Raw genomic sequence first — 10,608 nt, 5'->3', positions numbered from 1 at the left:
CTGGTGGGCCTTTTGTTTATGCGACCGATCCATGAGTGCGCTACAAAGGCAGTCGAGCATGGCTCGACTCTACAGTTCGCACGCCCTGCGGGCGTTATAATCCCCTTTCATACCTCCAAGAGGCTCGCGACCAATGCGCCACTGATGCCGCCGTCTTTCCACTAGACGGCCCGACTCTTCCCGCCCCTGTGCGCAGGGGAGAACCAGGCATCCCATGGAGGTCGCATGACCACGCATTCCCTCGCGCTCGATCGCGTGTCCTATCGGTTGGCCGATGGCCGATCGCTGTTTTCCGATCTCTCGTTTTCCTTTGAACCGGTGGCCACCGGCCTGGTCGGTGCCAACGGCACCGGCAAGAGTGTGCTCACGCGCCTGCTGGCCGGGCAATTGACGCCCGACAGCGGCCAGGTGCGCGGCAGCGGCCGGGTCTTCCTGCTGCCCACGCCCGGCTACCCGCCACGCGGCACCGTGGGCGAACTGGCGGGCGTCGGCGCTGAACTGGGCGCGCTGGCGCGCATCGAAGCCGGCAGCGTCGACGAGGCCGACTTCGCCTGCATCGGTGATCGCTGGGACCTGCGCGAGCGCCTGCAGCAGCAATGGCGTGCCCTCGGCCTGCCCGATGATCTGCAGCCCACGCAGCCGGCCGCGCGTCTCAGTGGTGGCCAGGCCATGCGCGTTGCATTGTCCGGCGCATGGGCCAGCGGCGCCGACTGGCTCATCCTCGACGAACCCAGCAACCATCTGGACGCGCGCAACCGCCAGCAGCTGTACCAGCAATTGCAGCAGTGGCCGGGCGGGCTGCTGGTGATCAGCCACGACCGCGATCTGCTGGCCCACATGCAGCAGATCGTGGAACTGGATGCGCGCGGGCTGCACCGCTATGGCGGGCCGTGGCAGCACTACGCCGAGGCACGTGCCGCCGAGCGCGATGCCGCAGCCGCCCAGCTTGACCATGCGCGCGCCCACCACCGCCAGCAGCAACGCAGCGCACGCGAACAGCACGTACGCCAGCAACAGCGGCAGGCGCGCGGCAACCGCGACGCGAAGCAGGCCAACCAGGCGCCGATCCTGCTGGGCGGGCAGAAGCAGCGTGCCGAGGCCACCCAGGGCCGTGCGCAGCAGATCCAGGCCGAGCGTCTGCAGGCCAGCGCGCACCAGCTGCGTAGTGCTGCTGCCGCCGTGCAGGCGGCACCCGAACTTGCACTGTTCGCCAGCGAAGGCGAGCGTGGCAGCGCGCGGCTGCTGCAGGCCCACGACCTGGCGTTGCCGCATGGCTGCAGCGCACCGCTGCAGCTGGACATCCGCCGTGGCCAGCGCATTGCGGTGGTCGGTGACAACGGCAGCGGCAAGTCCACCCTGCTGCGGGTGCTGGCGGGCCAGATGGATGCACGCGCGGGCGAGGTGCAGCGGCATGCACCGCTGGCCCTGCTGGACCAGCAGCTGCTGGCGCTGGCCGGCGAGCGCAGCATCCTCGATACGGTGCAGTCGGCCAATCCCACGGCCGACCCCGCCGAGCTGCGCACGCGGCTGGCCCTGCTCGGGCTGGACGCACAGCGCATCCAGCGGCCGGCCAGCAGCCTCAGCGATGGCGAACGGGTAAAGGGCGCGCTGGCCAGCGTGCTCTATGCACAACCGGCGCCGCAGCTATTGCTGCTGGACGAGCCCGGCAACGCGCTGGACCTGACCGCACTGCAGGCGCTGGAATCATTGCTGGGTGCATGGGAAGGGGGCTTGGTGATGGTGAGCCATGACACCCACCTGCTGCGCGCGTTGCGGCCGACGCAGGTGCTGCAGGTGGGGGCTGATGGATGGCAGTGGCGCGATGCAGACCCGGGGTCGGATCCCTTTTGCGACGCAAAAAGGCTCTGACCCCGCCCGATGACGCCGCCTCCACGCATGGCGTGGACGCTTCCGCCCTCAGCGCTTCCACACCGGGAACGCCTGCGGCAACTGCTGCCACAACAACGGTCCCGCACGCAGTTCACTGTCATTGAGCAGGCACGCATCCAACGTCGCACGCACCGCGCGCTCATCCATGTGCACGCCAATCACCACCAGCTCCTGCCGGCGGTCACCCCACAGCGGGTGCCACAGACGCGCCATCGCCGCATGCGCATCCCCATCCGGGAATTCCTCCAACCCGGGCAACGGCGCGCTCCAGCAGTCCGCCTGCTGCCGCGCCCAGCCCAGGTCGCTGTACGGCAGCGGCGTCGGCGGCAGCAGCGGCGTGGTGTCCTCTTCGCCGGCACGTACGCGCTCGCGCGCCGCATACCAGAAGCCAGCCGCCTGCGTGCGCGTCGCCGCACCCACGCTGCTCAGTTCGCCCACCCAATCCATGCGGTTGGCCAGCCAGAACCAGCCCTTGCTGCGGATCACCCCGGGCATGCCCTCCTGCAGTGCGCGGGCAAAACGCCCCGGATGGAACGGCCGGCGCGAGCGATAGACGAAACTGCCGATGCCGTATTCCTCGGTCTCCGGCGTGTGCTCGCCACGCAGTTCCTTCACCCAGCCCGGCGCCTGCTGCGCGCGGTCGAAATCGAAGCGGCCGGTATCCAGCAGCTCGCGCAGCGGCACATCGCCAAACGACGACAGCAGCAGCTTGGCATCGCGGTTCAGGCCACGCAGTACGGCCAGCGTGTCCTGCAGCACGTCCTCATCGGTCTGGTCGACCTTGCTCACCACGATCACGTCGGCAAATTCCACCTGCTCGCACAGCAGGTCGACCACACCGCGGTCATCGTCCGGGCCCGCCTGCTGGCCGCGCTCGGCCAAGCGCAGGGTCGAACCGAAGTCGGCCAGGAACGCGCTGCCATCGATCACCGTCACCATCGTGTCCAGCCGCGCGATGTCGCTCAGGCTGAAGCCGTGTTCGTCGCGCACTGCGAAAGTGGCGGCCACCGGCATGGGCTCGCCGATGCCGGTCGATTCGATCAGCAGGTAGTCATAGCGACCCGCGTCGGCCAGGCGTCGCACTTCCTGCAGCAGGTCGTCGCGCAGGGTGCAGCAGATGCAGCCGTTGCTGAACTCGACCAGCGTTTCCTCGGTGCGGCGCAGCTCGGCGCCTCCGTCGCGCAGCAGCTGCGCATCGATGTTGACCTCGCTCATGTCGTTGACGATGACCGCCACGCGCAGACCAGCGCGGTTGAGCAGGATCTGGTTGAGCAGGGTGGTCTTGCCGGCGCCAAGGAAGCCGGACAGCACGGTGACCGGCAGGCGGCGGTCGGCGCGGGAAACAGGGTTCATGCGGGGCGGAGGGCTGCGGATGGAAATGTTACTATATAACATTATTTGGACACGACACTGCGGCAGAGTTGCCGGCGGTAGAGCCGAGCCCATGCTCGGCTGCGCGCGCTATTTGCCGTAGCGGCGCAGCAGCTCCACCAGCACCTCCGCCTCGGCGGCCCGCTGCTGCGGGTCCTCGGCGGCCACCACGTGTTCCTGCAGGTGCTCGTGCAGCAGCTCCATCAGCAGGCTGTGGGCGGCGCCGCGCACGGCCGCCACCTGCACCAGCACGTCCGCGCAGTCGCCCGCCGCCCCCTCGGGGCGGTCCAGCGCCTGTTCCAGCGCTGCCACCTGGCCGCCGATGCGGCGCACCCGGGTCAGCAGGTGTTTCCGGTTCCTGTGTACATGTGCCATGGCCGTATTGTATACCCTATGGGGGTATCCTTCCACTCAAGAATGCCCCCATGCACTTGGACGCCCTCGCCGCCTCCCGCCGCCACGACCACCGGTTCGACGACGGCAATCCGCTGGCCGAGCGCAATACCCGCCGCGCCATGTGGCTCACCGTCAGCATGATGTTCATCGAGATCTTCGGTGGCTGGTGGTTCAACTCCATGGCCGTGCTGGCCGATGGCTGGCACATGAGCTCACACGCCCTGGCGCTCGGCCTCTCGGTGTTCGCCTACCGCTGCGCGCGGCGCTATGCGCACGACCCGCGCTTTGCCTTCGGCACCTGGAAGATCGAGATCCTGGCCGGCTACACCAGTGCCATCGCCCTGCTCGGCGTGGCCGCCCTGATGGCCGAGCAGTCGCTGCAGCGCCTGTGGGTACCGGCGCCCATCCACTACGACGAGGCCATCCTCATCGCCGTGGTCGGCCTGGGCGTGAACCTGCTGTGCGCCTGGTGGCTGCACGACAGCCCGGGCCACGCCCACCCTCATCACGGGCACGGGCACGGCCATGCGCATGGCCACCATGACCACGATCACTCCCATGGCCATGCGCACGGGCACGACCTCAACCTGCGCTCGGCCTACATGCACGTGCTGGCCGACGCCGCGACCTCGGTGCTGGCCATCGTCGCCCTGCTGGGCGGCAAGCTGTGGGGTGCCGCCTGGCTGGACCCGGTGATGGGCCTGGTCGGTGCGGTGCTGGTGACGGTCTGGGCGGTCGGCCTGCTGCGCGACAGCGGTCGCGTGCTGCTGGATGCGCAGATGGATGCGCCGGTGGTGGCCGAAGTGCGCGAAGTGATCGAACAGGGCCCCTGGCCGGCGCGCCTGGCCGATCTGCACGTATGGCAGGTGGGCCGCGGCAAGTACGCGGTGGCGGCCAGCGTGGTTACCAGCGATACCGACCTGGATGCCGACCAGCTGCGCAAGGCGCTGGCCGTGCACGAAGAGCTGGTGCACGTGACGCTGGAGATCCATCGCACGAAGCGCCAACTCGTAGAGTCGAGCTTGCTCGACTGCTCCTGCCCTTCTGTAGAGCCGAGCCCACGCTCGGCTGCTGATCTTCTGTAGAGCCGAGCCCACGCTCGGCTGCTCCTGCCCGAGGCAGCCGAGCATAGGCTCGGCTCTACAAGAGCCAACGCAGTCGAGCGTGGCTCGACTCTACAAAACCAGAGCCAGCTGGGCATGGGCTCGGCTCTACAACAACGGTAGCCTAGAGCTTGAACAGCATCTGCAGCAGATAGAGCTTCAACGGCAGTGCGCTTACCACCGCACCGCCTATGCCCAGCCACGCATAGCGCTCATCCCGTGCCCGCGCCGCCACGGCCAATCCCAGACCCACGACGGCGGCCGCCAGGCAGCCTATCCCCACGCCAAGCGCGCGCCCATCGCCCATCAGCGTGATCCACCCGTGGACGCCATACCCGACCGGCAACCCCAGCCAGCTTGCGCCACCGCACAACGGTGCCCTGCTCTGTGACATGTCCGCTCCGGTCTGCCTGCTGGCCATGTTGACACTGGCCATGCGCTGGCCGTGTCTACACTGCAAGCATCACCCTGCCGGAACGCCACCATGGTCCTGCTGCGCCCGGTCCCGGCCGTCGTGCTGATTGCTGCAAGCGTACTGCTGCCAGCCTGTTCCGGCGGCACCCAGCTGCCGTTCTCCTCCGATCCCCTGCAGGGCTGCTTCACCACCAGCGCGCGCAAGCCCGCCGAGTTCCGCATCGACAAGGAAGGCAGCCAGTACTTCGTCTCCTTCGAGCGCGACGGCCACTGGCAACGCGAACCCAACGCCCTCAGCCAAGCCAGCCGCAGCGACATCGCCCGCTACTTCCGCGACGATGCCGAGCAGATCGACAGCGCGCTCCTCGGCCGCTCGGGCGGCTTCGGCCTGTTCCACACCACACGCGGGGCCTCGCTGAAGGCCAAGGCGAGCGACAGCGACTACATGGCCCTCCTGCTAATTGGTGCCGGGCCGGTGTATGCGGTGAAGTGCGACTGATCTGCAACTTTCCTGATGGCATAGCGCCGCTGTAGACCCGAGGCTGGCCGTTTTGGGGGCCTCGCCATGCTCTTGTCGCTGCTGCTCACCGTGGTGCCGGTCACCACCACCGGTGCCTATGATGAGGTACGCCAGGCCAACGATGGCCGCACCCTGGTACTGCGCACCATCGATTGGGAAACCGAGGATGGGCAGCGCACCCGGGTCACGGTGCACTGGCAGCTGCTGGACGACGGCAGCATGCTGTACGAGTACTCGCGGCAGCCGCCGGCCACCCAAGCCGTGCATCGCCGCGCCTGCGCACTACAAGGCGGCGAGCCGTCCAGCGGCGCCAGCTTTCTGGCCGGCTCTGGCACCACCCATGGCTTCGGCTGCAGCCGCCCGCCCTAGCGGGTACCATGCCCTCCCCGCCCAGCCCCGGTATCCGCCGTGCCCCATTACATCGGCCCCCTGCTCACCCGCGACAGCGCCGACACCCTGCGCCGCGCGCACGACAAGGGCACTGCCGACTGGCAGGGCTCGCTCGACCTGGGCCGCAGCGAGGAAACGGTCGGTCTGTATGCCGAAGGCTTCAGCTTCCGCGGCCAGCACTACCCGTGGCCGGGCAAGCTGAAGGACCGCACGCTGTACTACTGGGACGGCGAGGACTTCGCCTCGATCTCGCGCTTCAGCGGCTCGCTCATCAAGCTGGTGCCCACCGAATGGGGCGCGCCCACCTTCGAGATCGATGGCATCAAGATGCTGCCGACCTCCAAGCTGTCGCCGTTCGAGGACGCGCGCCGCAAGGTCGAACTGGTTGCGCCGGCCGGCAAGTCCATCCTCGATACCTGCGGCGGCCTCGGCTACTTCGCCGCCTGCGCGCTGGAAGCCGGCGTCGGCCAGATCCGTTCGTTCGAAAAGAACGCCGACGTGATGTGGCTGCGCACGCTCAATCCGTGGTCGCCGGATCCGGACTCCGCGGCCGCCGGTGGCCGCCTGCACTTCGGCCAGGGCGATGTCTCGCAGCAGATCGAACAGGTGGCAAGCAACAGCGTCGATGCCATCCTGCACGACCCGCCACGCTTCGGTATCGCCGGTGAGCTGTATTCGCAGGCGTTCTACGATCACCTGGCCCGCGTCATCCGCAAGGGCGGCCGCCTGTTCCACTACACCGGCGCGCCCAACAAGCTGACCAGCGGCCGCGACGTGCCGCGTGAAGTGGCCAAGCGCCTGGAAAAGGCTGGCTTCAAGGCCGAGCTGGCGCTGGACGGCGTGCTGGCTGTCAAGCGCTGATCCCTAGCCGCAGGCCATCATTCGTAATTGACCTTGGCCAGCGTCTTCACCCACTGCGGCACGACCGGCTCCGTGCCGTAGTAGTCCTTCGGCTTCTTCTCGGCCATCGCCCAGCGATGCAGCCAGCTGGGGCCATACCGTCCGTCATAGCCCTCGGTACCACGCGCATACGCCGGGTCGCGCACGGCCTCCTCCAGCGAAACGAAGCGGTAACCCCGGCGCTTGGTCGCGGCCACCAGTTCAGCGAAGGTCGCTGCGTTCAGTTCATTGGCATGCATCAGCCACACCTGCGGCAGCGCGTAGCCCAGCAGCGCCTGCGACTGCTGTTCGTAGTAGTCCAGCTTGTTCAGCATGTACGGCACATAGCCCTTGCGCAGGCGCGCCAGCGTCGCCTCGCGTTCGGGTGAATCGGGCCGTTCATTCATCACGTTGGCATAGGCGAAGGCCCACACCCACTCGCCGTTGTCGACGGTCACAGGCGCAATGCGGTAGCCGTGTTCGGCGAAGAACAAGTCCATCACCGCGCGATCCTGCGGCGTGCGGCCGGCGCGAAGATACGGGTGGCGCATCCACTGCGGCACCTGGCCGCGCTCGGCCAGCAGTGGCTTCAACACATCTTCGCCGCGCAGGAAATCCTGCTGGAAGGCGGCCACGCCCTTGGCGTTCAGATCCATGTGCGACCACGTGTGGTTGCCCAGCTCATAGCCGGCATCGCGCCAGTCGCGCAGCATCTGCACGCGCGCCGGCTGCACCACGCCGTCCACCTCCAGCTTGTTGCCGTTGACGAAGCCGACCACCGGCACACCGGCCTGGTGAAGCTGTGCCATCAGCGCCTCGTGGCGTGCCTGCAGGTCGGACGGCACGGTTTCGTCCAAGCGCGCCCACGGCAGGTCATCGATGGTTACCGCGACACGGCGGTCCACTTCACCCGCCTGCGCCACCAGCGAGAGCAGCAGCAGGGGCACGGCACGCAGCAACGAACGCATCGGCAGATCCTTAATCCGGCAGGAACGGCCACTCTACCTGCGCGTGGCTCGATGCAGCCAGTCGCCTCGACCGGCGCCGCCTCGCCCGCGACAGGGCGCGGTGGATCGCCCACGCACACACTTACTCCGGCCCAGGCATCGGCAGCGCGCGCCACAGCCATACGCCGATCACCGTCGCGGCCAGCAGCACACCACACAGCACGATGGCCAGCGCATCCGGCGCCTGCGGTACCAGCAGGCCCGCATCGGACAGCAACTGCGGCAGCGTGCGGTGCGCGGGCAGCATCGCCGCCGCCTCCTGCGCCGTTGGCTCGGCCATGCACACCGTCGGCAGCGCGCTGACCAGCCCCGCCCACACCTGCTCATACAGGCGCAGCAGCAGCACGGCCAGCGCACTGGCCAGCAGATGCAGGCCCAGCAGCCCCCAGACGCTGCGCCGGTGCAGGCCCCGCACCTGCTGCAGCCAATGCAGGCTGACCACCACCGTGCCCAGCAGCGAGCACAGCAGTGCACCCACCACCACCCAGCACACCGGCTGCCAGTCATCCAGCGCACCTGCACGCGCCAGCAGATGCTCGGCCGCCTGCATGCGCGCCATCGGGTCGCCGCCACCGCAGGACAGCAGCAGCGGCAGCTCGACGGGCTCCAGCAAGAGATCCAGGCGGTGGTGGAAGTAACCCACCGCCAGCGCCACCGATGCCAGCGCCAGGCCGTGCAGCAAAAACAGCGTCAGTCCCGCGCCAAAGAAGCGCCGGAGGCGGGCGGTCATGGGCGTCATGCAGTGCATCCCGGCAAAGGTTGCGCATCCTAGCGATGCCACGCCGCGCTGTCGGCAGGCAGATGCGACACCGCCGGGTGGATGCGCGATCATATGCGGCCCATCGGAACGCGCACAGGAGTGCCGCCAGTGCTGGAGCTGTACCTGTTCGTGCGCCTCGCCCTGCCACTGCTGGTGGCTGCAGGCGTAGGCTGGCTGGTCGCCCGCGTCATCAACACGCGTCTTTCGCGTCTACCGCCGCGCGAAGTGCCGCTGCCCGAACACAGCCTGTTGCCCAGCCCCGCGGCGCAGCGCCGCTACCGGCGCCTGCGCAAGCGCCGCCCCAATCTGCGCAGCATCACCCTGCAGCCAAAGGTCCCGCGCAGCTGGATCGCTGCCGCCGCTGTGGTATTCATAGGCAGTGTGACAGCCTGCGCGTTGCTGATGCCCAACGGCGCGCGTTTCCAGGTGATGGTAGAAAGCCTGCGCGGCTACCCATCCACCGTCATCGACGTGCAGGTACCGGCCGCCCAGCAGGACACGCTGCTGCAGGCATGGGCGCCGGTGCTGCAGCAGACCGCACGGCCCATCGTCATGCGCTACCGCGTCGCGCGCACGGCGGGCATGACCGAGGTACATGACGTGCTGCCGGTGCAGATACGTCGGCGCGGGCCCGTGCTGCAGATCGCCACCGCGCAGCCGGTGGATGCCAACGCACTGCGCCAAGCCCTGCAGGACTGCATGCCACTGCCCCCGGCGATGATCAACATGCACGAACGCAACGTAGCGCCCGGGCGCGAAGCCGGTTGGCAACCAATGGCGCAAGGCAGCGCGGCTGAGTGATGGCTCAGCCGCGCGGCAGTTTCGCCGCCCACATGTTGTCGACCAGGTTCGGGTAGCGCCGCCCGCTCTCCTCCGCGCGTTGCCGCGCGGCGGCCTTCTGCGCATCCGACAGGGGCTGCTTCTTCTGCCCCTTCGGGTTGGGCTTCTTCCACGGGGGCGTGCGGGCGGTAGCCATGCGGTCGGTTTACTCGGAGCGTTACTTCACTTCTTCAGGAAGTTCAGCAGCGCCAGATTGAAGTCATCGGCGTGGCTGGTGTTGCAGCCGTGCGGCGCATCGTTCAGCACGACCAGCTCGCTGCCGCTGATGGCTTCATGCGTACGCTTGCCGGAGCCCTCGAATGGAACCGTGGCGTCGCTGTCACCGTGCAGCACCAGGGTCGGCACGCTGACCTTCTTGAGATCACCACGGAAATCCGTCGTGGCGAAGGCCTTCATGCAGCCGAGCGCCGCTGTCTGATCGGACTGGTGGCACAAGGCAATGGCCGCTTGGCGTTCTTCCTCGGTCACTTTCAACTTACCGTTGGCGCTGAAGAAATCACGCGTGAAGCTGTCAAAGAATGCCTCGCGATCCTTTGCCAGGCCACCGCTCATCTCGTCGGCCTTGTCCTGGGTCAGCGGGCCTTCGGGGTTGTCGTCGCTCTTCAACAGATACGGCGGCACGGCCGAGGCGAACACCACGCTGTGCAGCCGCTCCTGCCCATGGTTGCTGATGTAGCGGGCTACCTCGCCACCACCCATCGAGAAACCGACCAGGGTGACGTCCTTCAGATCGCGCTCTTCGATCACTGCGGCCAAGTCGGCAGCCAAAGTGTCGTACTCGTAGCCGTCGGCAGGCTTTTCGGAACGGCCGAACCCACGTCGGTCGTAGCTGATCACGCGGTAGCCGGCATCACGCAGGATCGGCACCTGGGCCTTCCAGGCTTCAGCCGACAGCGGCCAACCGTGGATGAGAACGACCGGGCGACCGGTGCCACCGGTATCTTCAACGTGCAGACGGACGGAAGGGGCAGTCATGGCAGCTCTTATGGGGAAGGGAGGCTCCCATTGTTGGCGGGCCCACCGATAGCCGCCGTGATG

13 protein-coding genes are annotated in these 10,608 nt (G+C 67.8%); 6 read left to right on the top strand and 7 right to left on the bottom strand.

Features of this window, described 5'->3' with window-relative positions:
- Nucleotides 1–225 precede the first annotated feature (225 nt).
- Complete coding sequence (locus FJU31_RS13000; protein ID WP_150455124.1) at nucleotides 226–1,869, top strand: ATP-binding cassette domain-containing protein; 1,644 nt, start codon at nucleotides 226–228, stop codon at nucleotides 1,867–1,869.
- 48 nt (nucleotides 1,870–1,917) lie between these two features.
- On the opposite strand, the gene FJU31_RS12995 is transcribed toward FJU31_RS13000, so the two are convergent.
- Nucleotides 1,918–3,243: a GTP-binding protein gene (locus FJU31_RS12995; protein WP_150455123.1), complete on the bottom strand. Its 1,326-nt coding sequence runs from the start codon at nucleotides 3,241–3,243 to the stop codon at nucleotides 1,918–1,920.
- Between the two features lie 108 nt (nucleotides 3,244–3,351).
- Nucleotides 3,352–3,636 carry a metal-sensing transcriptional repressor gene (locus tag FJU31_RS12990; RefSeq protein WP_150455122.1) on the bottom strand — a complete coding sequence of 95 codons (285 nt, stop codon included), beginning with the start codon at nucleotides 3,634–3,636 and terminating at the stop codon, nucleotides 3,352–3,354.
- 50 nt (nucleotides 3,637–3,686) lie between these two features.
- Here FJU31_RS12990 and dmeF point away from each other — a divergent pair, with 50 nt between their 5' ends.
- Nucleotides 3,687–4,742 carry a CDF family Co(II)/Ni(II) efflux transporter DmeF gene (gene dmeF, locus FJU31_RS12985; RefSeq protein ID WP_223176411.1) on the top strand — a complete coding sequence of 352 codons (1,056 nt, stop codon included), beginning with the start codon at nucleotides 3,687–3,689 and terminating at the stop codon, nucleotides 4,740–4,742.
- 142 nt (nucleotides 4,743–4,884) lie between these two features.
- On the opposite strand, the gene FJU31_RS12980 is transcribed toward dmeF, so the two are convergent.
- Entirely contained in the window at nucleotides 4,885–5,154 is a 270-nt protein-coding gene (locus FJU31_RS12980) for a hypothetical protein (RefSeq protein WP_150455121.1), read from the bottom strand.
- A 90-nt stretch (nucleotides 5,155–5,244) separates the two neighbouring features.
- Between FJU31_RS12980 and FJU31_RS12975 the strand changes: the two genes are divergently transcribed.
- From FJU31_RS12975 to FJU31_RS12965, 3 genes are all read left to right on the top strand, one after another.
- Nucleotides 5,245–5,673, top strand: a complete 429-nt coding sequence (locus FJU31_RS12975) for a hypothetical protein (RefSeq protein ID WP_150455120.1) — start codon at nucleotides 5,245–5,247, stop codon at nucleotides 5,671–5,673.
- A gap of 66 nt (nucleotides 5,674–5,739) precedes the next feature.
- Nucleotides 5,740–6,063, top strand: coding sequence for a hypothetical protein (locus tag FJU31_RS12970; RefSeq protein WP_150455119.1), 324 nt, complete (start codon nucleotides 5,740–5,742; stop codon nucleotides 6,061–6,063).
- Nucleotides 6,064–6,102: 39 nt separating this feature from the next.
- On the top strand, nucleotides 6,103–6,945 hold the full coding sequence (locus FJU31_RS12965; RefSeq protein ID WP_150455118.1) for a class I SAM-dependent methyltransferase: 843 nt from the start codon (nucleotides 6,103–6,105) through the stop codon (nucleotides 6,943–6,945).
- Nucleotides 6,946–6,962: 17 nt separating this feature from the next.
- Here the strand turns inward: FJU31_RS12965 and FJU31_RS12960 are convergent, their stop codons facing one another.
- Nucleotides 6,963–7,931, bottom strand: coding sequence for a polysaccharide deacetylase family protein (locus tag FJU31_RS12960; RefSeq protein WP_150455117.1), 969 nt, complete (start codon nucleotides 7,929–7,931; stop codon nucleotides 6,963–6,965).
- A gap of 121 nt (nucleotides 7,932–8,052) precedes the next feature.
- Nucleotides 8,053–8,700 carry a hypothetical protein gene (locus tag FJU31_RS12955; protein WP_150455116.1) on the bottom strand — a complete coding sequence of 216 codons (648 nt, stop codon included), beginning with the start codon at nucleotides 8,698–8,700 and terminating at the stop codon, nucleotides 8,053–8,055.
- Between the two features lie 138 nt (nucleotides 8,701–8,838).
- Here FJU31_RS12955 and FJU31_RS12950 point away from each other — a divergent pair, with 138 nt between their 5' ends.
- A complete protein-coding gene (locus FJU31_RS12950; RefSeq protein ID WP_150455115.1) occupies nucleotides 8,839–9,531 on the top strand; it encodes a hypothetical protein in 693 nt (230 codons plus the stop codon).
- A 4-nt stretch (nucleotides 9,532–9,535) separates the two neighbouring features.
- Here the strand turns inward: FJU31_RS12950 and FJU31_RS19305 are convergent, their stop codons facing one another.
- Nucleotides 9,536–9,706: a hypothetical protein gene (locus FJU31_RS19305; RefSeq protein WP_188115500.1), complete on the bottom strand. Its 171-nt coding sequence runs from the start codon at nucleotides 9,704–9,706 to the stop codon at nucleotides 9,536–9,538.
- 26 nt (nucleotides 9,707–9,732) lie between these two features.
- Nucleotides 9,733–10,545, bottom strand: a complete 813-nt coding sequence (locus FJU31_RS12945; RefSeq protein ID WP_150455114.1) for an alpha/beta fold hydrolase — start codon at nucleotides 10,543–10,545, stop codon at nucleotides 9,733–9,735.
- Nucleotides 10,546–10,608: the final 63 nt, after the last annotated feature.

The organism is Stenotrophomonas cyclobalanopsidis, from assembly GCF_008710035.1.
Taxonomy (GTDB): domain Bacteria; phylum Pseudomonadota; class Gammaproteobacteria; order Xanthomonadales; family Xanthomonadaceae; genus Stenotrophomonas; species Stenotrophomonas cyclobalanopsidis.
This window is presented reverse-complemented; position numbering and strand designations above follow the sequence as displayed.

Bases quoted from the DNA above. Each gene is read 5' to 3' on its own strand.
- FJU31_RS19305 (WP_188115500.1), bottom strand. From the start codon at position 9,706: ATGGCTACCGCCCGCACGCCCCCGTGGAAGAAGCCCAACCCGAAGGGG.
- FJU31_RS12970 (WP_150455119.1), top strand. From the start codon at position 5,740: ATGCTCTTGTCGCTGCTGCTCACCGTGGTGCCGGTCACCACCACCGGT.
- FJU31_RS12990 (WP_150455122.1), bottom strand. From the start codon at position 3,636: ATGGCACATGTACACAGGAACCGGAAACACCTGCTGACCCGGGTGCGC.
- FJU31_RS12955 (WP_150455116.1), bottom strand. From the start codon at position 8,700: ATGACCGCCCGCCTCCGGCGCTTCTTTGGCGCGGGACTGACGCTGTTT.
- FJU31_RS12945 (WP_150455114.1), bottom strand. From the start codon at position 10,545: ATGACTGCCCCTTCCGTCCGTCTGCACGTTGAAGATACCGGTGGCACC.
- FJU31_RS12995 (WP_150455123.1), bottom strand. From the start codon at position 3,243: ATGAACCCTGTTTCCCGCGCCGACCGCCGCCTGCCGGTCACCGTGCTG.
- FJU31_RS12980 (WP_150455121.1), bottom strand. From the start codon at position 5,154: ATGTCACAGAGCAGGGCACCGTTGTGCGGTGGCGCAAGCTGGCTGGGG.
- dmeF (WP_223176411.1), top strand. From the start codon at position 3,687: ATGCACTTGGACGCCCTCGCCGCCTCCCGCCGCCACGACCACCGGTTC.
- FJU31_RS12960 (WP_150455117.1), bottom strand. From the start codon at position 7,931: ATGCGTTCGTTGCTGCGTGCCGTGCCCCTGCTGCTGCTCTCGCTGGTG.
- FJU31_RS12975 (WP_150455120.1), top strand. From the start codon at position 5,245: ATGGTCCTGCTGCGCCCGGTCCCGGCCGTCGTGCTGATTGCTGCAAGC.
- FJU31_RS13000 (WP_150455124.1), top strand. From the start codon at position 226: ATGACCACGCATTCCCTCGCGCTCGATCGCGTGTCCTATCGGTTGGCC.